The organism is Nocardia sp. CNS-044 (assembly GCF_059570515.1).
The window spans coordinates 519283-545474 of record NZ_JCANSX010000008.1; the positions used below are offsets into that span (position 1 = coordinate 519283).

Sequence of the window (26192 nt, forward strand, 5' to 3'; positions counted from 1 at the left end):
GACAGGGCTATCCGGATCCGGCCGCGGCCACCGCGTCCAGGAGCGGGGTTCGCCACGCCGCGCGGCAGATCAGCAGATCCGGGAGATAGGGGCGGGGCCGGTTGTACTCGAGCGGGCTGCCGTCGACGCGCGAGGCGTGCAGCCCCGCGGCCAGCGCGACGCCGACGGGCGCGGCGGAATCCCATTCGTACTGGCCGCCCGCGTGCAGGTAGGCGTCGGCTTCCCCGCGCACCACCGCCATGGCCTTGGCCCCCGCCGAACCCATCGGGACCAGCGTCGCCCCGACGGCGTCGGCCACCTCGCGCGCCCACGCGGGTGGTCGCGAGTCGCTCACCAACAGCCGTGGCTCGTCCCGTGCGGGGTCGTTCGAACTCGGTTGGTCGCTGACGTGCACCTTGCCCAGCGCGGGCTGCGCGACTGCCGCGGCGGTGATGCCGCGATCGCGCTCCCACAGCGCGACGTGCACGGCCCAGTCCGAGCGGCCGGGCATGGCGTATTCGCGGGTGCCGTCGAGCGGATCGATGATCCACACCCGGTCGGCGGTGAGCCTGCGCGGGTCGTCCGCGGATTCCTCGGAGAGGACCGCGTCCCCGGGCCGAGCCGCGGCCAGTTCGGTGAGCAGGAAGTCGTTGGACAGCGCGTCGCCGCGCGCCCCGAGATCGGGCAAGCCTTCCTCGCGCAGGGCACTCAGCAGGCTTCCGGCGCGGTCGGCGAGATCGGCGGCGAGACGGGCATCGGTGATCATGGCCGGTCCAGATTGTCCAGCAGGGCGAGAACGGTCGCGGCCATGGCGGCCGGATCGCCGTCGGCGGGACGCAGCGCCACGTCCGGCGCGGTGGGCGCCTCGTACGGGTCGTCGATGCCGGTGAAGCCGCGAATCTCACCAGCCCTCGCCTTGGCGTACATCCCCTTCGGATCGCGCGCCTCGCAGATCTCCAGCGGCGTGTCGACGAACACCTCGACGAACGGGATCCCCGCCGACTCGTGCGCGGCGCGTACCCGGTCGCGGTCGGCGCGATACGGACTGATCAGCGAAACCACCGCCACCACACCGGCTTCGGCGAACAGCCGGGCAACCTCACCGACGCGGCGGATGTTCTCGACCCGATCCTCGGCGGAGAAACCCAGATCGGCGTTCAGGCCGTGGCGCAGGTTGTCGCCGTCCAGCAGGAAGGCGGGGCGCCCCGACGCCACCAGCCGCCGCTCCAATTCGACGGCGACTGTGGACTTTCCGGATCCGGACAGTCCCGTCAGCCAGACAGTCGCCCCGCGGGTCGCGCGCTCGTCGCGCTCCACCGCGGTCGAGTGCCAGACCACCCGGGAAGCGGGCAGCGTCGCGCCGGTGATCATCCCCGCCGCGACCGTGTTGTTCGTCGCCTCGTCCACCAGGATGAAGCTGCCGGTGGACCGGTTGCGGCGGTAGGGGTCGAAAAGCAGCGGCTGGCGGGTGCGCAGCTGAATGCGTCCGATCTCGTTGAGCGACAACGATTCCGCGTGCTCGTCGCGGTGCAGGGTATTGACGTCGAGCCGGTAGTCCAGGCTGCGGACCTCGGCGGTCGCCGCGCGGGTGGTGTGGCGGACCGAGTACGTCGCGCCGGGGGTCAGTGCGGAGTCCTCGGCGAACCAGCACACCATCGCGTCGATGTCGCGGCCGACCTGTGGTCGATTGGCCGGGCGGCAGATCAGATCGCCGCGCGAGATGTCGATTTCGTCGGCGAGTTGCATGGTGACCGCCTGCGGCGGAAAGGCTTCGGCCACCGCGACGCCGCCGGGACCCCAGATCGCCTCGACCGTGGTGGTGAAACCCGAAGGCAGCACGGCCACTTCGTCGCCGGGCTTGAACACACCGCCCGCCACGGTGCCCGCGTACCCCCGGAAATCCTGGGCGTGGCTGCGGGTCACGTACTGCACGGGGAAGCGCGCGTCGATGAGATTGCGGTCGGAGGCGATGTGCAGATCCTCCAGATGGTGCAGCAGGGGAGTGCCCTCGTACCACGGCATGCTCGCGCCGCGGTGCACGATGTTGTCGCCCTGGAGCGCCGAGACCGGGAAGAAGGACAGATCGGCGACCTCGAGCTTGGTGGCGAAACCGGCGAATTCCTCGCGGATCTCGGTGAAACGCTCCTGGGACCAGTCGACCAGATCCATCTTGTTCACACACAGCACCAGGTGCGGGATCCCGAGCAGGCTGGCGAGGAAGGCGTGGCGGCGGGTCTGCTCGACGACGCCCTTGCGCGCGTCGACCAGGATGAGCGCCACATCGGCGGTGGACGCGCCGGTCACCATGTTGCGGGTGTACTGGATGTGGCCCGGGGTGTCGGCGATGATGAACTTGCGCCGCGGCGTGGCGAAGTAGCGGTGCGCCACGTCGATGGTGATGCCCTGTTCGCGCTCCGCGCGCAGACCATCGGTGAGCAGCGCGAGGTCGGGGTACTCGTCGCCGCGCTCGCGGCTGGTGCGCTCCACGGCGGCGAGCTGATCGGTGAAGATCGTCTTGGAGTCGTAGAGCAGACGGCCGATCAGGGTCGACTTGCCGTCGTCGACGCTGCCCGCGGTGGCGAGACGCAGCAGGGTGGTGGCCATCAGAAGTACCCTTCTCGTTTGCGATCTTCCATGCCCGCCTCGGAGATGCGGTCGTCGGCGCGGGTGGCGCCGCGTTCGGTGACCCGCGCGGCGGCGACCTCGGTGACCACCTCTTCGGGGGTCGCGGCGGTGGATTCCACGCATCCGGTGCACGTCGCGTCGCCGACGGTGCGGAAGCGCACGGTCGCCTCGTAGGGCTGTTCGCCGTCGAGCAGGCTCAGGAACCTGGTGTGCGCCAACAGCATTCCGTCGCGCTGCACGACGGGGCGGCGGTGCGCGTAGTACAGCGGAGGGAGTTCGATCCGCTCGGCCGCGATGTAGCTCCAGATGTCGAGCTCGGTCCAGTTGGAGAGCGGGAACACCCGGATGTGCTCACCGGGCCGGTGCCTGCCGTTGTACAGGTTCCACAGCTCGGGACGCTGGGCGCGCGGCTCCCACTGGCCGTATTCGTCGCGGAAGCTGAAGACCCGCTCCTTGGCGCGGGCCTTCTCCTCGTCGCGGCGGGCGCCGCCGAAGACCGCGTCGAAGCGGCCCTCGCGAATGCTGCGCAGCAGGGTGCCGGTCTGTAGGCGGTTGCGCGAGGCGCGCGGACCGGTGTCCTCCACGACCCGGCCCGCGTCGATGTCGTCCTGCACCCGGCCCACGATCAGCCGCAGACCGAGGCGCTCGACAGTGCGATCGCGGAACTCGATGACCTCGTCGAAATTATGTCCGGTGTCGATGTGCAACACCGGGAACGGCAGCGGCGCGGGCCAGAAGGCCTTGGCCGCCAGATGCAGCATCACCACCGAATCCTTGCCGCCGGAGAAGAGCAGCACCGGGCGTTCGAAGGTGGCTGCCACTTCACGGAATATGTGCGCCGACTCGGCCTCGAGCGCGTCCAGATGAGGCAGCTCGTAGGTGCTCGCCGTCGACTTCGCGTACTGGCTCACGCCCCAAAACTAGAACACGTTTCGGTGTGCGGTCAACGGTTCGATCGCACCGCGGTTGCGACTTCGACGGGTTTGCGGCCGCCCGACGCATTCGTCACCGCGTCCGCCGCGGCCACCAAAGCCGCTCCGCGCCGGGCGATCTCGGCCCCCGTGATGGACGCGCCGACGTACATCGTGAGCACCATGTTCTGCCTGCCGTCGCCGCCGTAGGTCGGCGCGGCGAGCAGGCTCACCGGGTGCTCCTTGCGCGGGCGCAGATCGGCGCCGAGATACACCCGCTCGCCCAAGCTGGTGACCAGCTCGCCGACCAGTTCGCGCAGCTCGTCGGGCAGATCGCGGGCGGCGACGCCAGCCAGCAGCGAGTACAGCCGCCGCCCCGCCGCGGTGAGGCTCTCGACCAGGTAGCCGCGCTCGCGGCACTCGGCGACCACCTGGCGCAACCGCGCCTCGTCCTGCTGGAGTGGGACGGTCGGCGGGGTGGCGAGCCACGCGTCGAACGCGGCGTCGGTGTCCCACAGCACGTACATCAGGCCGACGGGCGGCGCGAAGTGGTACGACGCGCCCATCTTCACCATCCCGGGGCCCGTGCTCTCCAGTACCGAGATCCGGTCCCCGACCACCGCCGACGCGGTGCAGGTCGTGCGGTACCTGGCGCTGAGTTCGGCCAGCTCGCCACGGGCGATGGCCGAAATCGCGAAGCTGTCCTGGGCGACCCGGCCGGCCGCGATCAGGGCGGGTCCGAGGCCGTAGACGTGCGTGTGCGGGTCGCGCACCAGGTATCCGCCCGCGGTCAGCTCGGTGAGAATGCCCAGGCAGGTGGGCTTGGCCATGTCCAGTTCGCGGGCCAGCTCGGAGAGCCCGAAGCGCTTGCCGCGCTGCTCGACGAGGAAATCCAGCAGCTGGACCACCCGTTCGGTGGGGGCGGATCGGCGCGCGACCATGGACAACTCCTAGAACACGTTCTAATCTTGCTCGTATCGAAATGTACCAGAGCGGTACATATTTGGACCACCCGGGAGAGCCTCTTGCTGACCCAGCCGTTCGCGGACGCGATCGCCGCCGCCGAGCAGATCATCACCGAAGCGCCACATATCCGAACCGAACAGGATCTCGTCGAGGGCTACGACTACCTGGCGGGCAGCATTCGCGCGGCCTTGCAGATGGCGTGGGCCTACGAGCGGGACTTTCCGTTCTTCGTCCAGTCGACCGGCCCGTACACCAAGATGGGCCTGGACAATCCCGACACCCTGTACTTCCACTCCTACCTGCGCCCGGACGCGGAATACCTGGTCACCGGTACCCGCGGCACCACAAGGGACCTGAGCTTCCAGGTGCTCAACGGCAACTACTCGCCGGTGGACGTGCCCGACAGTGAGACCGCCTTCGACGACCGGGCCTTGGACGTCGCCCCCGACGGCACCTATGAGCTGCGGCTCGGACCGGGTGAGGCGCGCCCCGGTTATGTCCATCTCGCGCCCGACTCGGCGATGCTGGTGGTGCGCGAGGTGTTCAGCGACTGGTCCACCGAGAAGCCGGGCACCCTGCGCATCCAGCGGGTCGACACGATCGGTGATGCGCCGCCGCCGCTGACCAAGGATCTGCTGACCAAGCGCTACGGGATCGCGGGCAAGATGCTGCTGTCGCGGCTGAAGACGTTCCTTGCCTTCCCGGAGTGGTTCTACCTCAACCTGCCGGTGAACACGATGACCGAACCGAGGTCCACGCCCGGCGGGCTGACCACTCAGTTCTCCTCGGCGGGGCACTACGAACTCGCCGACGACCAGGTCATGATCATCACGGTGCCCAAGTCGGACGCGCCCTACCAGGGATTCCAGCTGGGCAGCATGTGGTACCTGTCGCTGGACTACATCAACCACCAGACCAGCCTCACCGCCGACCAGGCGCGCGTCGATCCGGACGGGATGATCCGGCTGGTGGTCAGCGAGCGCGACCCCGGGCTGGCCAACTGGATCGAGCGCACCGGGCACGCCAGGGGCTATCTCCAGTTCCGCTGGCAGCGGCTCTCCAGGGATCTGAAACCCGAGGATGGTCCGGCGGTGGAGATCGTGGAGTTCGACGAATTGTCCACGCGGTTGCCGTATTACGAGCGGGCGCGCGTGACACCGGAGGAGTGGAAGGCAAGGATCGCGGCCCGTCAGGTCGCCGTCGCGGAGAGGATGCTCGGCTGATGTTGTTGCAGGACAAGGTGGTTGTGGTCTCGGGTGTGGGGCCGGGGCTCGGCAAAGCCATCGCGGTGCAGGCGGCCAAGGCGGGCGCGGACGTGGTGCTTGCCTCGCGCACCGAATCGCGGCTGACGGAGGTCGCCAAGGAGATCGCCGAGATCGGCAGGCGCGCGGTGGTGGTGCCCACCGACATCAATGACGAAGCTGCGGTGACCAACCTCGTCGAGACCGCGGCCAGCGCCTTCGGCCGGGTCGACACGCTGGTGAACAACGCCTTCGCGATTCCGCCGCTGGCGGATCTGGCCGAGGTGGATCTCGATCAGGTCCGCGCGGGTTTCGAGACGAACGTGCTGGCCGCGCTGCGCCTGACCCGGTTGTTCATTCCCGCGCTCACCGAGACGAAAGGCTCGGTGGTGATGATCAATTCGGCGGTGCTGCGCCACTCGCGGCGCACCTTCGGCCCGTACAAGATGGCCAAGTCCAGCCTGCTCGCGCTCGCCCAGAGCCTGGCGACCGAGCTGGGACCCAAGGGCATTCGGGTGAATTCGGTCGCCCCCGGCTACATCTGGGCCGACAACCTGAAGTGGTACTTCAACTACCTGGCCCAGCAGCGCGGCATCACCCCGGAGGAGGTCTACGCCGAGACCGCCTCGACCATCGATCTGCGCAAGCTGCCCGAGCCGGACGAGATCGCCGACGCCGTCGTGTTCTTCGCCTCGCCACTGGCGCGCGCGATCACCGGCGCGTGTCTGGACGTCAACGGCGGCGAGTACCACCACTGATGAGGAGCGAGCAGAGCATGATCGGCAGGGACGATGTCGGCAGCGTCGAGGATCTGCACGCGTCGGCGACCAAGGTGGTCGGGCTCGACGACTTCGGTGACGACGGCTATCGCGAAGGGCTGCAAGTACTTCTGGAGTCCTATGCCAAGGATGCGGAGCTGACGCCGTTCGGCAACAAGGTCAACCGCGCCTTTCTGCGCGGCGCGCTGATCGCCAGGCTGCTCAGCGAGAACGCCTGGCAGCGCCACCCCGAACACGCGAAGGTGGCGATCGAACGGCCCATCTTCGTGACGGGTCTGCCGCGCTCGGGCACCACGGCCGTGCACCGGCTGCTCAACGCCGACCCCGCGCACCAGGGCTTGGAGATGTGGCTCACCGAGATGCCGCAGCCACGACCGCCGCGCGAGACCTGGGCCGACAATCCGGTGTATCAGCGGATCGAGGCGGCGTTCGAGAAGCACCACGTGGAACATCCGGAATTCATGGGCGTGCACCACATCTCGGCCGATCAGGTGGAGGAGTGCTGGCAGCTGCTGCGGCAGTCGGCGATGTCGGTGTCCTACGAATGTCTGGCCTATCTGCCGGGGTATTCGGAATGGCTGGCGGGACGCGACTGGACCGACGCCTACCGCAGACACCGCCGCAACCTGCAACTGATCGGGCTGCCGGACGCGAATCGCCGCTGGGTGCTGAAGAACCCGAGCCACCTGTTCGCGTTGGACGCCATCTTCGAGGTGTACCCGGACGCGCTGATCATCCAGATGCACCGCGACCCGCGCACCATCATCGCGTCGGTGTGCAGCCTCAACGAGCAGGCCTCGGCGGGATGGTCGGAGAAGTTCCGCGGTCCCGTGGTCGGCCGGACGCAGCTGGATCTGTGGGCGCGCGGCGCGCAGCGATTCCTGCGAGACCGAAAGCGGCACAACGCCGCTCAGTTCATCGACGTGTACTACGACGATTTCGTGGCCGACCCGATCGGCACGGTGGGCTCGGTCTACCGCCACTTCGACATTCCGCTGAGCCCGGAGGCCGAGGCGGCGATGGCGGCGTTGCACACCGAGAGCACGTCCGGGGCGGCGCGTCCCTCGCACCGGTACTCGCTGGACGATTTCGGCCTCACGGCGGATCAGGTCGACGAACGGTTCGGTGAGTACCGGGCGGTGCACTTCCCAGGTCGCTGACGGGGTTTCTCCGGTCGGCGGTACGGTCGACCGGCGAATCCGACACGCACCGCAAAGTTGCACCGCATGCAATTACGGCAGAGAAGTACGGTAGGTCTGCGAATCAAGCTGTGGCGCAGTGCTTTTCACCTTCGGGCTCCGGATTCCATTCTGGATAAGATATCCGGCGCACACTTGCACCAAGTGCAATCCATGCGTGATGTCATCGTCGGTGGCCGCGTGTACCACGACCGTACCGCCTCGATGGCCCACCTGCCACCGTTGAAACGCGTGTCCGCATCTCGAGTCTTGCGCGTACTGCGTTCCGACACGTAGCCGGCAGCAAGGATCCCGATCGGGTCGTGGCTCAGCGAGGACTCCTCGACCTCTCGGTTTCTATGCTGTAGGGCATGTCAACGGATCTGGGGTTTCTCTGCTCATGCTGCGGCCAGGAACACGATGGACTGCCCTTCGGCTACGGCACGGTCGCACCCGCCTACTGGAATGAGGACCTCGAAGGCAGCCCGAACAGCGTCCTCGGTGGCGAGCACTGCGTCATCGGCGGGGAACACTTCTTCATCCGGGCTCGCCTGATCCTGCCGATCGTGGACTCGGACAACGACTTCGAATGGGAGGTATGGGTTTCACTGAGCAAGTCCAACTTCGACCGTGCGACGGAGTTGTGGGACAGCCCGGACCGAGTGCAGGAGCCGCCCTATTTCGGTTGGCTGTCCACCGAGCTACCCACCTACGAACCGACGACCCTGAACTCGAGGACCAAGTTGCACAGCCAGCCCGTCGGTGTTCGTCCGACGGTGGAACTGGAACCCACCGACCACCCGTTGGCCCTGGAACAGCGAACCGGCATCACACTCGCCCGCGTGCGAGCCATCGCTGAACAGCTACTTCACCCTCGACAATAACGACCACCGTGGAACCCGAGCTCGACGCTTGCCGCAGCCGACGTGGCGGCGCCGTTGTCCTGGCGAATCGGCTTCCCGTCGTCTCGAGACCTTTCACCGGGCCGCCGCGCGTCATAACGTTGAGTTATGGCAGCAACGCCGCGACTGCCGTCCGGCCGAACGGAGAGCCGAATGAGCGCGGACCGCGAGCCCGCGGTCGCGGTGATCGGTGCGGGTATGTCGGGCATCTGTATGGCGATCACTCTGCTGCGCGCGGGTTTTCGCGATGTCACGATCTTCGAGAAGTCCGATCGCTTCGGCGGTACCTGGCGTGAGAACACCTATCCCGGGTTGACCTGCGATGTGCCGTCGCGGTTCTACCAGTTCCGCTTCGCGAAGAACCCCGACTGGTCGCGATTCTTCGCGCCGGGAGCCGAGATCGAGGAGTACTTCACGCGCGTGGCGCGCGAGTACGGGCTGCCGGGCAGGACCCGGTTCGGCACGGAGGTGTGCGGCGCGGAGTTCGACAACGGGCGATGGACGGTGACGACCGCTGACGGCGCATGCGAGCGCTATGACTTCGTGTTGTGCGCTACCGGCATCCTCCACCATCCGCGCACGCCGAATCTGCCCGGCTTGGACGACTTCGCGGGCTCGGCCTTCCATTCCGCGCGCTGGGACCATACCGTCGAGCTGGCGGGTAAGCGCGTCGGCGTGCTCGGCACCGGCTCCACGGGCGTGCAGATCGTCACCGATCTGGCCGGAAAAGCGCAGCGGCTGATCATGTTCCAGCGCACGGCGCAGTGGGTCGCGCCGCTGCCGAACCGCCGCTACTCCCGGTTCACCCGGGCCGCGCACCGGCGCTTCCCGATGCTCGACGAGCTCGGCTACGCGGTGACCCACCGGATCTTCGAGTTCCTGATGGGCGCGCTCATCGAGCCGGGACCGAAGCGCGAGATGGTCGGCCGACTGTGCCGGGCCAATCTTCGCTCGGTGCGCGATCCCGCCCTGCGCGCCGCGCTGACACCGGAGTACGAGCCGATGTGCAAGCGGCTGGTGATCTCCGGCGGCTTCTACCGCGCGGTGCAGCGGCCCGACGTGGAGGTGGTGACCAGCGCCGTCGATCACATCGTGCCGCGCGGCGTCGTCACGGCCGACGGTCGCGTGCACGACCTGGACGTGCTGGTGCTCGCGACCGGCTTCGACGCGCACGCGTTCATGCGCCCGATGGGCCTCGTCGGCGCGGACGGCCGGACGCTGGACCAGGCCTGGGCGGACGGCCCCCGGGCCTTCGAAACCGTCGCGCTGCCGGGCTTTCCGAACATGTTCCTGCTGATCGGACCGCACAGCCCGGTGGGGAACTATCCGCTCACCCTCATCGCCGAGACCCAAGCCGAGCACATCCTCGGCTGGATTCGTCGCTGGCAGGCGGGAGAATTCGACACCGTCGAACCGACCGAGGCCGCCACCGAGCGCTACTACGCGCGACTGCGCGCCGCGCTGCCCAAGACGGTGTGGGCCACCGGCTGCCAGAGCTGGTACCTCGGCAAGGACGGCAACCCGGAACTGTGGCCGTGGACACCCGCCCGCCACCGCGCGCTCATGCAGCGACCGCCGGACCCGGCCAATTACCGCTTCGCGGGCGCGCGAAGCTGAGCGGTGACTACTGCTGGCCCGGCTTCAGGACGATGAACAGGCCATTGGCCTCCGCGCACAGCCGGTCGCCGTCGTGCAGGGTGGCGCGCACGTAGACCTTGCGCCCCTCCTGGCGCTCGGCCCACGCGTGCAGCCGTAGTTCGGTGTTCAACGGGGTGATCGAGCGGTAGTCGACGGTGAGCGAGGCGGTGCGGGTGACGGCGCCCGCGTGCACCGCGGCCGCCATGCCGAGCAGATCGTCGAAGCCGATCGCGATCTGGCCGCCGTGCGCTGCCCGGTTGCCGCCCAGGTGGTAGGTGCGGAACGTGATACGCGCCTCGACGCCGTCGCGGTCCGCCCGGTCCACCACGAACGGCGGCAGCGTGATGTTGCCCCGGCCGGGCAGGTCGACCCGGGTCCAGGTGGGCGCGGACCACTCGTCGACGACGGCGGCGTCGAGCTTGTCGTTGAGCTCCTTGAGGATGGCGATGGTCTCCAGCGCCAGCTCGTCGGTCGGCGAGGACAACCGCGCTCGGTCCATCAGGCCGCGCACCTGCTCGATGAAGGCGCCGTAGTGCGGCCCGCCGCGGGAGATGTCGACGTCCTGGTTCGCGGCGTCGATCAGCTCGGTCATCGGCCGGAATCCGCCCTCGTGGTGCTCCTCGGTCGGTAGCTGGTGCTGTTCGGTCGGCAGCTGCTCGCTCGGCAGCGCGTCGCCGGCCCGCTGTTCGTTCATGAGAACAAGTTATCGGTTGCCCGTCGGATGCTCCCGCGGCGGGGGCGGCGCCGCGGGCGGTCCGGTTCCGGCGGCCCCCGGCCGTGACCGGAATCCGCTGCCCCTACGCTGGGTAGTCGATCACCCATCAGGTCTACCGATACACCACGCGAGCTCGGCGCGGCCGGTCCGTGACCACCCTGCGGTCGTGCCCTCGCGAACGGCGAAAGGCGTTGCACCGATGCGTATTACGGCAGTCGTGTTCGATATGGACGGCGTGCTGATCGATTCCGAGCCGGTCTGGGAGCGGGTGCGGCGCGAGTACGTCGCCGAGAAGGGCGGTCGCTGGCTACCGGACACGCAGAAGCGACTGATGGGCATGAGCACGGGGGAGTGGTCGGAGTACCTCAGCGGCGAACTCGGGGTCGGCGAGCCGCCCGAACGCGTGGCCGACGACGTCATCGAGCGAATGGCCGCGCAGTACGACCGGAGTGTGCCGCTGTTGCCCGGCGCGGTCTCCGCGGTGCAGCGGATGAGCGAGAACTGGCCGCTCGGGGTGGCCAGCTCCTCGCCGAGAACGCTGATCGACACCGTGCTCGGGCGTACGGGGCTGATCGAGTTCTTCGACGTGACGTTCTCCACCGAGGAGGTCGACCGTGGCAAACCCGCGCCGGACGTGTACGTGGCGGTCGCGGGATTCCTGCGCAAGAAGTCGACCGACTGTGCGGCCGTGGAGGATTCGAGCAACGGGTTGCGCGCCGCGCACGCCGCGGGCATGCGGGTGATCGCCGCGCCGCGACCGGAGTATCCCCTCGACCCCGACGCGCGGGCGCTGGCCGATCAGGTCATCGACGGGCTCGACGAACTCACCCCGGCGCTGGTCGCGGGGAACTGAGCGAACCGCCGGTCAGCGGCGGTACGACTCGAGCAGGGTGCGGGCGGCCGCGGCCAGGTCGTCGTCCAGCCAGTCCGGCAGCGTGGGCGCGTGCGCGTGCCTGCGCAGCGCGGCATACGGCAGGTCGACGACCGCGCGGCTGACCGCGTCGATCTCCCGGTGCCCGTCCGCGCCGAGCAACTCGAGGGTGACGCGGCGCAGCTGCTCGAACAACCGGGCATTCATGGCCTCGAGCCGGGCGTGGAACTCGTCGTCCGGTCCGCCGTCGAGCAGGTCGCGCGGGCGCAGCTCGAGCAGCAGCCGGGCGTCCTCGGGCAGTTCACGACCGAAGCGAATGGCGGCACCGGCCATGGCCACACCCGCCTCGACGGCGTCGGCGTGGTTCGCGGCCGCCAAGGTCCGCTGCTGGAAGCGGTCCAGCGACCGAAACCAGACCGCGGTGAGCACGCCGTTGCGGTTGCCGAAGCGGTGGTACAGCGTGCCGACCGGCGCGCCGCTGGCCTTGGCGATGGCCGCCACGCTCGCCGCGCGGGGGCCGTCGGCGAGCACGAGAGCGCGTGCTGCGTCGAGGATCACATCGGTGTCGTGCTTGCGGGGTGGCGCCATCTACTAGTACGTTCCTTCTATATGGAGCGATTGTCCTATATCGACCAGCATGCCAGAGAAGTCGACGCGAATCGCGATCGGACCTGGAAAGCGCTGCTGAAAGTCGTCTGCACGGACCCGCACGACCCCGCCACGGTGCCCTCCGGATTCGTGCTGGACGCCGCCGAGGAACCGGCCCGGTTCGCGATGAGCGGGCAGCATTGGTTCTCCCGCTACGAGCTGATCTTCGAACTCGAGGACGAGGGGCAGAGCCGAACTAAGGTGCTAGCCACGAGCAGGGCGGATTTTCCCGGTCTGCACGGCAAGATCTATCGCGCGCTGGTGATCGGCAGCGGTGGCCACGCCTTCGTGGTGCGGCGAATGCTCGGCCGAATCGCGGCCACGGCATGATCCGCGGAACGCGCTGGGGCGCAACCGAAGCCGAAGTCGACGACTCCCTGCCCTGCGACGAGCTGGAACCCACCGGGCTGCAAGCGGATCGGGCCATCAGCATCGCCGCGCCGCCGACGGTGGTGTACCGCTGGCTGTGTCAATTGCGGGTCGCCCCATACAGTTACGACCTGCTGGACAACTGGGGGCGCCGCAGTCCGCGCGAACGCGACCCGCACCTCACCGAACTCGAGATCGGCCAGGAGTTCATGTCGGTCTTCCGGCTCGACTCGTTCGTCCTCGGCCGCCACATCACGCTCGTCTCCGGGCGGATCGCCGTCACCTATGCCGTGCGCCCGGAGGGCGCGGGCACTCGGCTCGTGGTCCGTGCGCGTTTCGGTACACCGCCGATCGTCGACCGGCTGCTCGCCTTCGGCGACGTCTTCATGACCCGCAAGCAACTGCTCACTTTGCGCGAGCTGGCCGAGGCCGAAGCCCGGCGGGCGGTCACCGGGCCCGAGTGAACGGAACGCGGCGGCGAAAATTGTTCAGCGCCGCCGCTCCGCGGCTGGCTCGCGCCAAGGCGTGGAACTGCCAGCTGTCATGGAGCACGCGACCCGCCTGGTCGTCACGACGATGACGGGCCTGGCGCCGGGGCGGGCACGTTCGGCGCGGTGAGCGGTCAGGACGTGAAAGTGCGCAACGGATCGACCTCGGCCCGCGCGGTCCAGCGCCCGCGGTCGTAGGCGACTTCGACGGGGTGGTCGAACGTCGTGGACACAGTGTCGGTGGTCAGGATCTCCCGGGCGGGGCCCGCGGCGACGGTGCGCCCCTCGGCGATGAGCAGGGCGTGGGTCGTGCTGGTCGGCAGCTCCTCGAGGTGGTGGGTGACCAGCACCGAGGCGACCTCGGGGTGAGTGCGGTCGAGGTTGTCGATCGTCTCCAGCAGTTGCTCGCGCGCGGCCACGTCGAGACCGGTGGTCGGCTCGTCGAACAGCAGCAGCCGGGGTTCGGCGATGAGCGCGCGGGCGATGAGCGTGCGCCCGCGCTCGCCTTGTGACAGGGTCGGCCAGGCGTTGTCGCCCTTACCCTTCAGTCCGACCGACTCGATCATGGCGTCGGCCCTGCGCACCTGTTCGGCGGTGGGCGTCCAGCGCATCGGGATGTCGATGGTCGCGGTGAGGCCGGTGAGCACGACCTCGCGGATGGTGAGCGGGTAGCGCAGCGGATGTCGCGGGTTCACGTGCCCGATCGCGTGGCGCAGCGCGGCCAGTTCGACCCGCCCCATCCGTTCGCCGAAGATGCGCACCGTGCCCGAGGTCGGGAAGGTGACGGCGCCGCAGAAGCCGAGCAGGGTGCTCTTGCCCGCGCCGTTGGGGCCGAGCAGCGCCCAGTGTTCGCCCGCGCGCACGGTGAGCGAGATGCCGTCGATGATCTGCTTGCCCTCGCGGCGGAAGGTCACGTCGGTCAGCTGGAGCACGGTCACGAATGTTTCCTCCCTCGGAACGATCACGAGAACGCCGCTTTCAGGGCGGTGAGATGGGCGCGGCTGAATTCGGATGCGGCCGTGGGGTTTCGGTGCGCGATGGCGTCGACCAACCGGATGTGCGCCTCGTGGTCCTCGGGTTCGGAGGGCACGGGGCGGATCCTGAGCATGTCGATCATGGCCTGGCGCAGGCGCGGCAGGAAGGTGTCGAAGAGCTGGGTCAGCACGTCGTTGTGCGCGGCGACGATGACGGCGCGGTGAAACGCCATGTCGGCGTCGACGTGCTCGTCGACCGGTTCGCCTCGGGACTCCCGTGCCGCCAGGGCGCGGCGGATCGCGCGGAGGTCGGCGGGGGTGCGCCGGGCGGCGGCTAGCGCGGCGGCCTCGGCTTCGATGGCGATCCTGGCCTCGATCACCGACGCGATGGCGGCGCGGCGCAGCACCGCGTCCCACTCCTCGGTCACATCCAACGCGGTGACGAACACTCCCGCGCCTTGGCGACTGTCCAGCACGCCCTTGCCCGCCAGTTCTCGGATGGCCTCGCGCAGCGTGGAGCGGCCGACGCCGAGCTGCGCGGCCAGGGTCGTCTCGCCGGGAAGCCGGTGCCCGAGCGGCCATTCGCCCGCGCGGACGCGGGCGAGCAACAACTCGGCCGCCTGCGCGGCGAGCGGGTGGCGGCGGACCTGCGAGACCATCCGAACCTCTCTACTTGTCTGAGGAGTTGTGTAGAGTCTAGCCATCATGACGCGCATGCTTCTGCTTAGCCGCCACGGCGGGGCCTGATTCGACCGGCCGCCCGCCGTGGGGCTTCGTCGTGGCCGGTCACTTTTCCTATGCGCAGGCCGTATCGGCCGGAAAGCAGACCATGACAACGCGCGTTTTCCCCACCATCCACACCCCCGCGGGCCCCGTCGCCGACGATGCGCCGCACTGGAACAGGCAGCGGCGCTCGACGATGCCGTCGCACCGCTACCGGCCCGTCCACGAACGCGTGGAAGTGCCTCTGACACAACGTGATTGGCCGAACGCGCGAATCACTACGGCCCCCCTCTGGGTTCCGGTGGATTTGCGCGACGGCAACCAGGCGCTCGCCGAGCCGATGGACCCCGAACGTAAGCGGCGCTTCTTCGAGTTGCTCGTCGCCATGGGCTACAAGGAGATCGAGGTCGGCTATCCCTCGGCCTCCCAGACCGATTTCGATTTCGTCCGGCTGCTGGCCGAGACCGATCTCGCGCCCGAGGACGTGACCATCGTCGTCTTCACCCCGGCCCGCCGCGACCTCATCGAGCGCACGGTGGAGTCGGTGCGCGGCTTGCGCAACGAGGTCGTCGTGCACATGTACACGGCCACCGCGCCGACCTGGCGGGAGGTGGTGCTCGGCAAGGACCGCGACGCGCTGCGCGAGCTGATCCTGGCGGGCGGACGCGACGTGCTCGAGTTCGCCGGTGATCTGCCGTCGGTGCGGTTCGAGTTCTCGCCGGAGGTGTTCAACCTGACCGAACCCGATTTCGTGCTCGATCTGTGCGACCGGATGACGACCCTGTGGGACGCCACCCCGCAACGACCCGTGGTGCTGAACCTGCCCGCGACCGTGGAGGTGGCCACCCCGAACGTGTACGCCGACCAGATCGAGTACATGCACCGCAACCTGGCCCGCCGCGAGAGCGTGATCCTCTCGGTGCACCCGCACAACGACCGCGGCACCGGCGTCGCCTGCGCGGAGTTGGCGGTGCTGGCGGGCGCGCAGCGGGTGGAGGGCTGCGTCTTCGGCAACGGTGAGCGCACCGGCAATGTCGACCTGGCCACGCTGGCGCTGAACCTGCACGCGCAGGGCATCGATCCGATGATCGATTTCTCCGACGTGGACGAGATCGCCCGCACGGTCGAGTACTGCACCCGCATGCCCATCCACGAACGACACCCCTACGTCGGCGCCTTGGTGCACACCGCCTTCTCCGGCACCCACCAGGACGCGATCAAGAAGGGCATGGCCGAACACCGCGCCCGCGCCGCGGCGACCGGACGACCGGAGCGCGAGATCGACTGGTGGGTACCGTATCTGCCGATCGACCCGGCCGATCTCGGCCGTTCCTACGACGCCGTCGTCCGGGTCAACTCGCAATCCGGCAAGGGCGGCATCGCCTACCTGCTGCACACCGAGTACGGCCTCGACCTGCCACGGCGGTTGCAGATCGAGTTCGCCCGCCGCGTCCAGGCGCACGCCGACGACACCGGCCTGGAGATCACCGCGGCCGAACTGCACGAGCTGTTCACCGCCGCGTACCTGGACGACCCGCGACCCGCGCCGGTGGTGCTGAAGGAATGGCGCGCCGGCGCCGCGAGCACGGACATCACGCTCACGGTCGACGGCGCGACGTCGACCACCCAGCACCGTGACGTCGGGCCGGTCGAAGCGCTCACCGAGGCGCTCGCCGCGGCGGGGCTGCCGGTGCGGGTGCTCGGCCTGACTCAGCATTCGATCGGCGCGGGCAGCGACAGCAGTGCGATCACCTATCTGGAATACCGGGTGGGCGAGCGGTCCGGTTGGAGCTGTAGCCGCGCCGACTCGGTGCTCGAGGCCTCGCTCGCGGCGGTGGTCCGTGCCGCGAACCGGGCGGCATCGTCCGCCGAATAGCGGCAAAACGCCCGCCGTGTCGGCCGTACGTGCGAAGGTATTCGGCGTGGTGCGGCACGTGACAGGAAACCTCCCCGCGGAGGTGACGAGCTTCGTCGGACGCGGTGATGAACTCGCCGCGGCGAAGCGACTGCTGGCCACCACGCGGCTGCTCACCCTGACCGGGCCGGGCGGTGTCGGCAAGACCCGGCTGTCACGGCGGGTGGGGGAGTCGGTGCGGCGGGCGTTCCCCGACGGCGTGTGGCTGGTCGAGGTGGCTCACGTCCAGGAGGGGGATCTGGTGGCGTTGAGCGTCGCGCAGGCACTCGGCCTGCGCGACGACACCAGCGCGCCGCTCGCGGGGCTCACCGAGTTCCTCGCCGACAAGAACCTGCTGCTCATCCTGGACAACTGCGAACACCTGATCGACGCTTGCGCGGCGCTGGTGAACAGGTTGATCCCGGCCACCACCGGGGTACGGATCCTGGCGACCAGCAGGGAGCCGCTCGGCGTGGACGGCGAGCAGGTCATGCCGGTCTCGCCGCTGCCCGTCCCGGCGGCCGACGAACTGACCGGGGAGATCGCCGCGGGCGAGAGCGAAGCGCTGCGCCTGCTCATCGATCGCGCTGCGGCGGCCAATCCCGAATTCCGGGTCAGCGCGGCCAATCTCGGTGTCCTCGCGGCGATCTGCCGCCGCCTCGAGGGTATCCCGCTGGCGTTGGAGCTGGCGGCGCTGCGGCTGCGGATGTTCACACCGGACCAAGTGCTGGCCCGCCTCGACGACGCCATGCGGCTGCTCACCACGGGCCTGCGCACCGCGCCGCGCCGCCAGCAGACCCTCGAAGCCGCGATCAGCTGGAGCTACGACCTGTGCACGCCCGACGAGCAGCGGCTGTGGGAGCAGCTCGCGGTGTTCGCGGGCGGCTTCGACCTGGACGCGGCCGAAGCGGTGTGCGTCGTCGATCCGCCCGACGCGCTGGTCGACGCGCTGACCGGACTCGTCGAGAAGTCGGTGCTCGGGCACCGGCACGACAGCGACGGCAGCGGTCGCTACACCATGCTCGAGCCGCTGCGGCAGTTCGCGCTGGCCAAGCTGGCCGCCGCCGGAGACGAACGGGCCGTGCGCATCCGCCACCGCGACCACTACCACCGCATCGCCCGCCGGGGCCGCACCGCCTATTGGGGCGGCGAGGACGTCGCCTGGTTCCGCGACGTCACCAGGGAGCACGCGAATATGCGTGCGGCCCTTCAGTTCTCGCTGTCCGATCCGGACGGCGCGCACCGTGCGCTGGAGATCGCGACCGAGCTTCGTCCGTTCTGGGAGCACTACCGGTTCCTGCTGGAGGGCTACCGCTGGCTGGTGGAGGCGATCGGAAAGGACAAGGCGCACACGGTCGATCGGGCCCGAGCACTGGCGGCCGCGTCGGTGATCGCGGCCATGCTGTCGGACAACGCCGAGGCCACGCGTTACGCACGCGAATGCGTCGAGCTGGCCGCCGAACTCGACGCCGCCGAGGTCCTGGTCGAGGCGACGTTGCTCTCGGCGCTGCTGACCTTCACCGAGAACGATCCGCATCGCGCGCTGGAGATCGCGCTGACCGCGGCCGAGCGCGCCAGCGAGGTCGGCCACCACGGCACCGAGATGGAGAGCTTCGCCTTCGCCTATGTGTGCGCGCTGGTGCTCGAGGACGAGCGCGCCGACGTCATCGCCGAACGTTTCCTGGCCAAGACCGCCGAACACGGTTCGCATCTGCTCGGCGGGCTCGCGTACTGGGCTGTGGGCACGAATCATTGGCGGCGCGGCGAGCCGGAGAGCGCCGCGGGCGACCTGCGGCGCGCCGTCGAGCAATTCCGGCTGTTCGACCGATGTGTCTGGACCGCTTCGGGATTCGACGGCCTGGCCTGGGTGTCGGCCACCGAGGGGGACCGGGTGCGGGCGGCGCGCCTGATGGGCGCGGCGGCCACAGTGCGACGCGGCAGCACCCAAAGACTCGCGCACGCGATGACCGAGGTGGTCGGCGACAAGGTGCGCGACCAGGTGCATCGGGCCATGGGGGACAAGGAGTTTCGCGCCGCGTTCGACAGCGGAGCCGCGCTCGGCACCGACGAGGCGGTGCGCTACGCGCTGGGTACGGCGCCGCTCGTCGTCGAACGGGCGCCGAAACCCGCTGCGGCCGACGTGCTCACGCGCCGGGAGAAGGATGTGGCCAAGCTGGTCGCCGCGGGATACAGCAACAAGCGCATCGCGGCCGAACTGGTGATTTCGGTCCGCACGGCGGAAAGCCACGTCGACCACATCATGACCAAACTCGGATTCGAGTCACGGACTCGGATCGCGGGCTGGGTCGCCGAGCATTTGCCCTGAATCACCACTCGCCGAGGCATTGTGCGGCGCGGCGATCCGAGCTGTGCCGAGGCGATGTGCCTGGAGCGATGTGTGCGAGCCCGAGCCGCGCTGTCAGTCGCCGATGCGGTCATCGATTTGTTCGCGCAGCAGATCGGCGTGGCCGTTGTGGCGGGCGTACTCCTCGATCATGTGCACATACACCCAGCGCAGGCTGAAAGTGGTGTCGGGAACCGGGCGAGCGAAGGTGTGCGTCAAGGGCAGATCGGCGACGGCGGCGTCGGCGGCGCGCACCTCGCGGTGATATGTGGCGAAGGCATCCGCGGGGTCGGCGTCGGCGATGTCGTCGAAATCGCCGTCGGGGTTGTCCTCGGAACAGTAGAGATAGTCCAGCGGCACGCCCGCCGCGGCGATGCGGAACCACCCGCGCTCGACCTCGCTCAGGTGCCGGACCAATCCGAGCAGCGACAGGCGCGACGGGGCGAGTGGGCGCGAGCGCAGCTGTTCGGCGTCCAATCCGGCGCATTTCCAGAGCAGGGTCTGCCGGTGCCGGTCGAGCCAGCTCTGCAGCAGGGGGCGCTCGTCGGCGACGAACAGGGTCGGCGTCCGCTCGATCTCGGGGGCGGTCCACGTCATGGGCCGAGGCTATCGCCCCGCGAGAGAGAACGCCTTTCGATTTTCGGTGCGGGCGGCTCGTGTGGGCACGCCCGCACCGTCCGGCCTACAGACCGTGCTGGAGGAAATCGGTGACGGCGCGTTCGAAGGCCGCCTTGCGTTCGATCTGCACCCAGTGTCCGCAGCGCCCGAACAGCCGCAAATCGACGTTCGGCAGCTGCCGTGAGGGCAGCAGCGCGCCCTCGACAGGGGTCACTCGATCGTCGCGACCCCACAGCATCAGCACCTCGTTGCGCAGACCGCGCAGCCGCGCCCAGAGCGGAACCCGTTCCGCCAGTGCGGGATCGGCGAACGTCGCGTACGCGTCGCGGAGGGCGGCGATAGCCGCGGGTTCGGCCGCGGCGGCCAGGCGCGCGTCCACGAGCTCGTCGGTGAGGATCCGCTCGTCGAAGACCATGGTGCGCAACCAGGACAGCACCCGCTCGCGCGTCGGGTCGGCGGTGAAGTCGAGCAGCCGCCGAATGCCTTCGGAGGGTTCGGGACCCAGCACGTTGACGCCGACCCCGCCCGGCGCCATCAGTACCAGCCGGTCGACCCGTGTCGGGTGCTCGAGGGCGAAGAGGGTGGCCACCGCACCGCCCATCGAGTTGCCCAGCACATGCGCGCTCGGCAGTTCCAAGCTGTCCAGCAGGCCGAGCACCGCGTCGGCCGCGATGCGAAGATAGTTGCGGTCGTACGTTTCCGGGCGCGCGCTGGCGCCGAAGCCCGGCTGGTCGAGGACCAGGCAGCGGAAGTGCTCGGACAGCGTCGCGAGATTGCCGCCGAAGTTGGCCCAGCCCGATACGCCTGGGCCGGAGCCGTGCAGCAGCACCAGCGGCGGACCCGAACCCGCCTCGTGGTAGCGGAGTTTCAGTCCGTCGACATCCACCCAGCGGGTGGTGTCCGCCGCGGTGAGCGCCACGGTCACACCATCCGATCTTCGACCGTCAGGCCGAACTCGCCGCGGCCGAACATGGCCAGCGCGCGCTCCACGTCGTTGATGACGTGCACGCTGCCCGCGTGCGCGTCGCGCCAATGCCGTTCGATGGCGTTCGGCTTGCGGATCGAATGCCCGCCGGAGTTGTCGAAGAGCAGCTCGATCGCCTGGATCGCCCGCTCGGTGCCGCGCACCTGGTCGCGGCGGGTGCGCAGGCGCACCTCGTCCGGAATCGGTTCGCCCGCTTCGGCATAGCGCAGCTGCTCGCCGATGTTGCGCTCCATCTGCAGGATCGCGGCGTCGATCTCGGAGGCGGCGCGCGCGACCCGGACGTGGGCGAAGGCATCCTCGGCCACCTTCTGGCCGCCGTAGGACAGCCGCACCCGTTCGCGCATCCGCTCGATGTGGGCCTCGTACGCCCCCTGCGCGGCGCCGATGATCGGCGCGGTGATGGTGTTGGAGAAGACGCCCGCGAAGGGAATCTTGTACAGCGCGGCGGGATTCGCCTCTTGGCCGGGTCCGCGCAGCTGCGACTGCTCGGTGGCGCTGTAGGCGCGGTGGTGCGGCACGAACGCCTTCTCGATGACGATGTCGTTGCTTCCGGTGCCGGACAGGCCGACCACGTGCCAGACGTCGTCGATGACGTAGTCCGCGCGCGGCACCAGGATCGTCAGGTAGTCGCTCGGCTTGCCGTTCTCGTCGGGGGCGAGCGCGCCGAGGAACGCCCACTGCGCGTGGTCGCAGCCGGAGGAGAAGCTCCACCGCCCGCTCACCTCGTAGCCGCCCTCGACCGGGGTGAGCAGGCCCGTCGGCGCGTACGACGAGGAGATCAGCGTGTCGGGATCGGCGCCCCACACCTCCTCCTGCGCCGCCAGCGGGAACAGCGCCAGCTGCCACGGGTGCACGCCGAGCACCGAGGACACCCAGCCGGTCGACGGGCACGCCGAGGCGATCGTGCGGATCACCTCGTAGAAGGCCACGGGGGAGGACTCGTCACCACCGAACCGGGCGGGCTGCAGCATCCGGAACACGCCTGCCTCGGTCAGCTCCCGGACGCTCTGCACCGGAACCCGCCGCTGCGCGTCGGTGTCCGTGGCTCGTTCGCGGATCGCCGGAAGCAGGTCCCGGACCCGATCGAGCACCTTGTTGGTCATGACGGGTGTCCTCCTGTGTTTCGTCGGGCAGGGAACCGCCTGCGCGGCCCCGCCATGGTGGTGACGGTAGGGCCGTCCGCCCCTCGTCCGGTGGGGTCAGTCCCGGTGATCGGAACCGTGTGAGCTGGAGTTCCCCGCACTCAGCGGGCGGCGGCGCGGCCCGCGAGACGGCCGAAGAACGTGCCGTCGCCGAGGGAGGTGCCGCTGATGTAGCCCTCACCGTGCAGGCCGGAGCTGGCGCGTCCGGCGGCGAACAGGCCGGGGATCGGCGTGCCGCCGAGATCGAGCACCTCCCCGTCCACGGTGGTGTGCAGGCCGCCGAGGGTGAACACCGACGCGCCGGTGCCGCGCCGGTCGCCGGTCTCCGCGGGCGGGCGCACACCGGCGCGCACGTCGATGGCGGCCAGTGGTGGGGTCAGCGGACGCAGCCAGCGCGGCGCCTTGTGGAAGTCGGGATCCGTTCCGCGCGCGGCGAATGCGTTGTATCGCGCGATGGTCGCGGCGAGCGCGCCGGGCGGCGTGCCGAGCAGCTGTTCGAGTTCCGCGGCGGTCTCGGCGACGTGGGTGGGACGCACGCCCCAGCGCTGCGGTTCGGGCACCGCCTCGTAGGCCTGTTCGTCCAGCACCACCCAGACGTCCATGTCCTGCCGGAACAGCGCGGCCTGACCGATACGGCCGGGATAGGTGTCCTCGTTGACGAAACGCGCGCCGCGGCCGTTGACGACCATGCCGCGAGCCGCGAAACCGGGAATCAACGCGATGCCGACCTGGCCCGCGGACATGTGGCGCACCGCCGCGCCCACTGCCTGCGCCATCCGGATGCCGCCGCCGTCGTCGGTGCCCGCGCTGACCTTCGTGTGGTGCAGCAGCCGCGGGGCGTGCGCGGCCAGCATCCGGTCGTCGTCGACGAAGCCGCCCGTGGTGAGCACGACGCCGCGCCGCGCGCGCACGGTGAACTCGCGGCCGTAGCGGCGCGCCACGACGCCGGTGATCGTGCCGTCCTCGGCGCGGATCAGATTAGTCGCGTAGCTGTCGAATCGCGCTTGCGCACCGGCATTCTCGGCTGCCGCGGTGAGCACCTCCATCAGCAGTCGGCCGCCGAAATCGTTGGCGGCGGGCCGGTGCCCGCGCGGGGCGGGCGTCGCGAGTTCGGTGAAAGGCCAGCTGTTCTCGCCGAGCCACATGAGTCCGTCGTCGGTCGGCGGCACCCAGGCGGGCGCGTCCCACAGGCTCGGCTTGAACGGCACGCCGCGCGCGACGAGCCAATGGAAGTGCGCGACGCTGTCGGCGCAGTAGCGTTCGATCTTCGCCTCGTCCGCGCCGGGGCCGAGCGCGGCGCGCAGGAACGCCGCCATCTGCTCGGGGGTGTCGGTGAAGCCGCAGGCCTGCTGGATGGGTGTGCCGCCGCCGAGGTAGATCTCGCCGCCCGACATCGCCGACGCGCCGCCGGGCCCGCCCGAGCGTTCCAGCACCAGCACCCGCGCGCCGGCCTCGGCCGCCTCGAAAGCCGCTGCGGCTCCGGCACATCCGTAGCCGACGACGAGGACGTCCGTGTCGATGTCGTAGGCGCCGACCTCCGCCGCCGCCGCCCGCGGTGCGACCGACCGGGCCGCCGCGCCCAGAGTTTCCCTCATACCTGCGACGGTCGCCCCTCGCCTGGCGCCCGGGCACCGGTCATCTCGGTGGCCGATAGGCCCCTCCCGCTCAGTGGGACTGAACCGGATGGGGCGGTCACGCACTGGCAAAGGTGTGTGAACGGCGTCACGTTTGTGGGTGGCGCAGTGAGGAGAGGATATCGATGCGGGTCCTGATCACCGGAATCACCGAACCGAGCGGTCGGGCGGTGGCGCGCATGCTGTTGGCCGCCGGGCACGACGTGGCCGGTCTGGATCGCCGGTGGCACCGCTTCGTCGACCCCCGCGTGCGGTTCACCGCGGGTGATCCGGCCGACGTCGCGGCCTGCGCCCGTGCCGTCGCGGGGTGCGACACCGTCGTCCACCTGGCCGGTCCCGCCGTCGGCGCGGTGGCCGCGGCGGCGCGGGACGCCGGTGCGCGCGTGGTGGTTCCGGTCGTCGCGGGGGCGCGCTCGGCCGGTGTGCCGGAATCCGAAGTCGCCGAGCGCCTTCGGGCATCGGGAGCCGACCACCTGCTGATCCGCACCGCGCTGGTCGCCGGTCGCCGCATCGGTCACGAGACGCGGCGCGCGCTCGAACCGATCCTCGGCGCCAAGTCCGGTGGCGGCTTCCAGCTGCTGCACAGCGACGATCTGGACCGCTTCTTGGTGCTCGCGGCGACCTCGCCGCGGCTCGGCGTCGTCGAGCTCGCCGCGCCGGGCCTGGTGAGCACCGACGAAGTGCGCGCGATGATGCGCGCCGCCAAGGTGCGCTACTCCGCCTGGGTGCCGGGCTGGTCTGCGCGCAGGCCGTTACTGAATTCCACGGCGGCGCAGGAGGACTGGGGCTTCCGCTGCGGCTGGAGCGCTGCCGAGACGGCGGCCGATCTGGTGCGCGGACTGGTCGGGCGCAAGCCGTCGGGCGGTTCCTTCCGAACACGCAGTGGCGCGATTCCGTTGCCCTCGCACGTGATTCCCTCGCGTGCCGCCACCTCGGACCGGCACCGCTTGGTCGACGTCGCGCCCGAGGGCCTCGAGGGCGAGTTCGACGACCGCGTCGACCCGCGCTATCCGGTGCACACCGCGACCAACACCTCCGAGGCGCTGCCCGGCCCGATGACGCCACTCACCATCGACCTGCACGCGGGCGCCATCCGGCTCGCCAACGAGGCGATGGGCACCATGATCGCGCTCGACGGAATCGCCTTGGAGCACTGGACGAGCCGGGTGACCACCGTGCTCGGCCACCACATCTACATCAACGCCTCGATCGGCGTGCTCGCCGCCGAGAACATGCCGGGCTGGGACGAGGAGAGCATCCGTCGTGACGCCTACGGCAACATCCCCGACGAGATCCCGCTCCAGCCGCACGGGAAGCCGCCGATGCCAACGGGTCTGGCGAGCACCGCGGCCACCGCGCGGGCCACGTCCCGGGTCATCGCCACCGCCCGCCGCTTCGCCGCTACCGCCGAACTGATCAACGCCGCCTCGCACACCGAGGCGCTGACCGCCGAACAGATCGCCGAACTCACCGACGAGCAACTGCACGTGCGCGCGCTGCTCTGGCGCGACCGGCTGCACCAGGCCTGGCAGGCGGCCTCCATCGGCGTCATGATGACCGGCGCGGCCACTGCCGTGCACGCCCGCGGCAAGAACGCGGGCGAAGTCCCGATCGACCTGAACCGGCTGGAGTCGGCCAAGCCCATGCTCGCGGTGGAACGGCTCGCCGCCCTCTGCCGGGCCGACTCGGCGCTGCTCGAGGTCGCGGGCACAGGTGACGTCGCAGCGGCGCGTGCCGCCTCGCCCGCGTTCGCCGCGGCGCTGGACGAGGAACTGGCGCGCATCGGCCACCGCGGCCCCGGCGAATGCGAGTTGATCAACCCGACCTTCGGCGACCGTCCCTCGTTGCTGGTCACCGCTGCCGCGCGGGCCGCCCAAATGCCCGCGCCCACACGCGAACCCATGGACGCCGCGCCGAGCCGCACCGCCCGGATGGCGGCGGGCGCCACGGTCGCCAGGGAACGGGCCCGCGACGCCGTCGTCCGCATCACACACTGCCTGCGTATGGCGGTGCGGGAACGCGCCGACCGGCTCATCGCCTCCGGCAAGCTGCGCGAGGTCGACGACGTCTGCTACCTGAGCCTGGACGAAATCTTCTGTCTCCCTGCGGATGCGGCCGAACGGGTCGAGCGCCGCCGCGCCGAGCGCAAACGCCTGCGCGACATCCGGATGCCCGATGTCGTTGCCGGACAGTGGGAACCGGTCGCCGACGCGGGCGCGCTCGCCGCCGACGAGAGCCTCACCGGTATCGGTGTGTGCCCCGGCGTGGTGGAAGGCACCGTGAAGCTGGTGCTTTCGCTCGACGACGACATCGAACCCGGGGACATCCTGGTCGCCTCGGTGACCGATACCGGACACACCGCGATGTTCGCCTACGCCGCCGCGGTGGTCACCGACATCGGCGGTTCCGCCTCGCACGCGGCCATCGTGGCGCGCGAATTCGGCATCCCCTGCGTGGTGGACACCAAGACCGCGACCACCAGCCTGTCCGACGGGCAGCGCGTGCGGGTCGACGGCGCGGCTGGCACGGTGACGCTGCTCGCCGGCTGACCACGAAAAGCTCTGTCCT

The 26192-nt window shown here is 69.8% G+C and carries 22 protein-coding genes and 1 pseudogene; 11 read left to right on the forward strand and 12 right to left on the reverse strand.

Annotated features, from left to right (window positions below; translation table 11 throughout):
* Positions 1-25 precede the first annotated feature (25 nt).
* The 4 genes and pseudogenes from T333_RS21605 to T333_RS21620 form a co-directional block, all read right to left on the reverse strand.
* Positions 26-745, reverse strand: a pseudogene (locus tag T333_RS21605) (3'(2'),5'-bisphosphate nucleotidase CysQ); the annotation flags it as partial.
* The gene (gene cysC / locus T333_RS21610) at positions 742-2583 is read right to left on the reverse strand and encodes an adenylyl-sulfate kinase (protein ID WP_496425618.1); all 1842 of its coding nucleotides are present in this window, start codon (positions 2581-2583) and stop codon (positions 742-744) included. The pseudogene T333_RS21605 and the gene cysC, both read right to left, overlap by 4 nt.
* Positions 2583-3515, reverse strand: a complete 933-nt coding sequence (gene cysD / locus T333_RS21615) for a sulfate adenylyltransferase subunit CysD (RefSeq protein WP_496425619.1) — start codon at positions 3513-3515, stop codon at positions 2583-2585. Before cysD ends, cysC begins: the two co-directional genes overlap by 1 nt.
* A gap of 32 nt (positions 3516-3547) precedes the next feature.
* The gene (locus T333_RS21620) at positions 3548-4456 is read right to left on the reverse strand and encodes a helix-turn-helix domain-containing protein (RefSeq protein ID WP_496425620.1); all 909 of its coding nucleotides are present in this window, start codon (positions 4454-4456) and stop codon (positions 3548-3550) included.
* 84 nt (positions 4457-4540) lie between these two features.
* Between T333_RS21620 and T333_RS21625 the strand changes: the two genes are divergently transcribed.
* The 5 genes from T333_RS21625 to T333_RS21645 all read left to right on the forward strand — a co-directional run bounded on the left by T333_RS21625 (position 4541) and on the right by T333_RS21645 (position 10198).
* Positions 4541-5704 carry a hypothetical protein gene (locus T333_RS21625; RefSeq protein ID WP_357249767.1) on the forward strand — a complete coding sequence of 388 codons (1164 nt, stop codon included), beginning with the start codon at positions 4541-4543 and terminating at the stop codon, positions 5702-5704.
* Positions 5704-6480: an SDR family oxidoreductase gene (locus tag T333_RS21630; protein WP_496425621.1), complete on the forward strand. Its 777-nt coding sequence runs from the start codon at positions 5704-5706 to the stop codon at positions 6478-6480. The genes T333_RS21625 and T333_RS21630 overlap by 1 nt, the downstream gene beginning before the upstream one ends.
* A gap of 17 nt (positions 6481-6497) precedes the next feature.
* Entirely contained in the window at positions 6498-7661 is a 1164-nt protein-coding gene (locus tag T333_RS21635; protein WP_496425622.1) for a sulfotransferase family protein, read from the forward strand.
* 389 nt (positions 7662-8050) lie between these two features.
* Entirely contained in the window at positions 8051-8563 is a 513-nt protein-coding gene (locus tag T333_RS21640; RefSeq protein WP_496425623.1) for a DUF2199 domain-containing protein, read from the forward strand.
* Positions 8564-8734: 171 nt separating this feature from the next.
* Positions 8735-10198 (forward strand): flavin-containing monooxygenase, encoded by a 1464-nt coding sequence (locus tag T333_RS21645; RefSeq protein ID WP_496425624.1) that lies wholly within the window; start codon positions 8735-8737, stop codon positions 10196-10198.
* A gap of 7 nt (positions 10199-10205) precedes the next feature.
* Here the strand turns inward: T333_RS21645 and T333_RS21650 are convergent, their stop codons facing one another.
* The gene (locus T333_RS21650; protein WP_496425625.1) at positions 10206-10913 is read right to left on the reverse strand and encodes a PaaI family thioesterase; all 708 of its coding nucleotides are present in this window, start codon (positions 10911-10913) and stop codon (positions 10206-10208) included.
* Between the two features lie 220 nt (positions 10914-11133).
* On the opposite strand from T333_RS21650, the gene T333_RS21655 reads away from it, so the two are divergent.
* Positions 11134-11787, forward strand: a complete 654-nt coding sequence (locus T333_RS21655; protein ID WP_355002849.1) for an HAD family hydrolase — start codon at positions 11134-11136, stop codon at positions 11785-11787.
* 12 nt (positions 11788-11799) lie between these two features.
* Here the strand turns inward: T333_RS21655 and T333_RS21660 are convergent, their stop codons facing one another.
* On the reverse strand, positions 11800-12393 hold the full coding sequence (locus T333_RS21660; RefSeq protein WP_355002848.1) for a TetR/AcrR family transcriptional regulator: 594 nt from the start codon (positions 12391-12393) through the stop codon (positions 11800-11802).
* 21 nt (positions 12394-12414) lie between these two features.
* Here T333_RS21660 and T333_RS21665 point away from each other — a divergent pair, with 21 nt between their 5' ends.
* Both T333_RS21665 and T333_RS21670 read left to right on the forward strand, forming a co-directional pair.
* A complete protein-coding gene (locus T333_RS21665; RefSeq protein WP_496425626.1) occupies positions 12415-12783 on the forward strand; it encodes a hypothetical protein in 369 nt (122 codons plus the stop codon).
* On the forward strand, positions 12780-13286 hold the full coding sequence (locus tag T333_RS21670) for a hypothetical protein (RefSeq protein ID WP_357249748.1): 507 nt from the start codon (positions 12780-12782) through the stop codon (positions 13284-13286). The genes T333_RS21665 and T333_RS21670 overlap by 4 nt, the downstream gene beginning before the upstream one ends.
* 158 nt (positions 13287-13444) lie before the next feature.
* On the opposite strand, the gene T333_RS21675 is transcribed toward T333_RS21670, so the two are convergent.
* Both T333_RS21675 and T333_RS21680 read right to left on the reverse strand, forming a co-directional pair.
* On the reverse strand, positions 13445-14248 hold the full coding sequence (locus T333_RS21675) for an ABC transporter ATP-binding protein (protein ID WP_496425627.1): 804 nt from the start codon (positions 14246-14248) through the stop codon (positions 13445-13447).
* Positions 14249-14271: 23 nt separating this feature from the next.
* A complete protein-coding gene (locus T333_RS21680; RefSeq protein WP_355002844.1) occupies positions 14272-14943 on the reverse strand; it encodes a FadR/GntR family transcriptional regulator in 672 nt (223 codons plus the stop codon).
* 260 nt (positions 14944-15203) lie between these two features.
* Between T333_RS21680 and T333_RS21685 the strand changes: the two genes are divergently transcribed.
* Positions 15204-16883 (forward strand): 2-isopropylmalate synthase, encoded by a 1680-nt coding sequence (locus tag T333_RS21685; RefSeq protein ID WP_496425775.1) that lies wholly within the window; start codon positions 15204-15206, stop codon positions 16881-16883.
* Positions 16884-16941: 58 nt separating this feature from the next.
* Entirely contained in the window at positions 16942-19227 is a 2286-nt protein-coding gene (locus T333_RS21690; protein WP_496425628.1) for a LuxR C-terminal-related transcriptional regulator, read from the forward strand.
* Between the two features lie 93 nt (positions 19228-19320).
* Here the strand turns inward: T333_RS21690 and T333_RS21695 are convergent, their stop codons facing one another.
* The 4 genes from T333_RS21695 to T333_RS21710 form a co-directional block, all read right to left on the reverse strand.
* Complete coding sequence (locus T333_RS21695) at positions 19321-19842, reverse strand: DinB family protein (protein ID WP_355002841.1); 522 nt, start codon at positions 19840-19842, stop codon at positions 19321-19323.
* 85 nt (positions 19843-19927) lie between these two features.
* On the reverse strand, positions 19928-20782 hold the full coding sequence (locus T333_RS21700; RefSeq protein WP_496425629.1) for an alpha/beta fold hydrolase: 855 nt from the start codon (positions 20780-20782) through the stop codon (positions 19928-19930).
* A 2-nt stretch (positions 20783-20784) separates the two neighbouring features.
* A complete protein-coding gene (gene hsaA / locus T333_RS21705) occupies positions 20785-21951 on the reverse strand; it encodes a 3-hydroxy-9,10-secoandrosta-1,3,5(10)-triene-9,17-dione monooxygenase oxygenase subunit (protein WP_357249731.1) in 1167 nt (388 codons plus the stop codon).
* 140 nt (positions 21952-22091) lie between these two features.
* A complete protein-coding gene (locus T333_RS21710; protein WP_496425630.1) occupies positions 22092-23585 on the reverse strand; it encodes an FAD-dependent oxidoreductase in 1494 nt (497 codons plus the stop codon).
* 164 nt (positions 23586-23749) lie between these two features.
* On the opposite strand from T333_RS21710, the gene T333_RS21715 reads away from it, so the two are divergent.
* Positions 23750-26173: a PEP-utilizing enzyme gene (locus T333_RS21715; protein WP_496425631.1), complete on the forward strand. Its 2424-nt coding sequence runs from the start codon at positions 23750-23752 to the stop codon at positions 26171-26173.
* Positions 26174-26192: the final 19 nt, after the last annotated feature.

Excerpts from the sequence above, each read along its gene's own strand:
- cysC (WP_496425618.1), bottom strand. The coding sequence starts at position 2,583 with ATGGCCACCACCCTGCTGCGTCTCGCCACCGCGGGCAGCGTCGACGAC.
- T333_RS21620 (WP_496425620.1), bottom strand. The coding sequence starts at position 4,456 with ATGGTCGCGCGCCGATCCGCCCCCACCGAACGGGTGGTCCAGCTGCTG.
- T333_RS21630 (WP_496425621.1), top strand. The coding sequence starts at position 5,704 with ATGTTGTTGCAGGACAAGGTGGTTGTGGTCTCGGGTGTGGGGCCGGGG.
- T333_RS21635 (WP_496425622.1), top strand. The coding sequence starts at position 6,498 with ATGATCGGCAGGGACGATGTCGGCAGCGTCGAGGATCTGCACGCGTCG.
- T333_RS21640 (WP_496425623.1), top strand. The coding sequence starts at position 8,051 with ATGTCAACGGATCTGGGGTTTCTCTGCTCATGCTGCGGCCAGGAACAC.
- T333_RS21645 (WP_496425624.1), top strand. The coding sequence starts at position 8,735 with ATGAGCGCGGACCGCGAGCCCGCGGTCGCGGTGATCGGTGCGGGTATG.
- T333_RS21650 (WP_496425625.1), bottom strand. The coding sequence starts at position 10,913 with ATGAACGAACAGCGGGCCGGCGACGCGCTGCCGAGCGAGCAGCTGCCG.
- T333_RS21655 (WP_355002849.1), top strand. The coding sequence starts at position 11,134 with ATGCGTATTACGGCAGTCGTGTTCGATATGGACGGCGTGCTGATCGAT.
- T333_RS21660 (WP_355002848.1), bottom strand. The coding sequence starts at position 12,393 with ATGGCGCCACCCCGCAAGCACGACACCGATGTGATCCTCGACGCAGCA.
- T333_RS21665 (WP_496425626.1), top strand. The coding sequence starts at position 12,415 with ATGGAGCGATTGTCCTATATCGACCAGCATGCCAGAGAAGTCGACGCG.
- T333_RS21670 (WP_357249748.1), top strand. The coding sequence starts at position 12,780 with ATGATCCGCGGAACGCGCTGGGGCGCAACCGAAGCCGAAGTCGACGAC.
- T333_RS21680 (WP_355002844.1), bottom strand. The coding sequence starts at position 14,943 with ATGGTCTCGCAGGTCCGCCGCCACCCGCTCGCCGCGCAGGCGGCCGAG.
- T333_RS21685 (WP_496425775.1), top strand. The coding sequence starts at position 15,204 with ATGCCGTCGCACCGCTACCGGCCCGTCCACGAACGCGTGGAAGTGCCT.
- T333_RS21695 (WP_355002841.1), bottom strand. The coding sequence starts at position 19,842 with ATGACGTGGACCGCCCCCGAGATCGAGCGGACGCCGACCCTGTTCGTC.
- hsaA (WP_357249731.1), bottom strand. The coding sequence starts at position 21,951 with ATGACCAACAAGGTGCTCGATCGGGTCCGGGACCTGCTTCCGGCGATC.
- T333_RS21710 (WP_496425630.1), bottom strand. The coding sequence starts at position 23,585 with ATGAGGGAAACTCTGGGCGCGGCGGCCCGGTCGGTCGCACCGCGGGCG.
- T333_RS21715 (WP_496425631.1), top strand. The coding sequence starts at position 23,750 with ATGCGGGTCCTGATCACCGGAATCACCGAACCGAGCGGTCGGGCGGTG.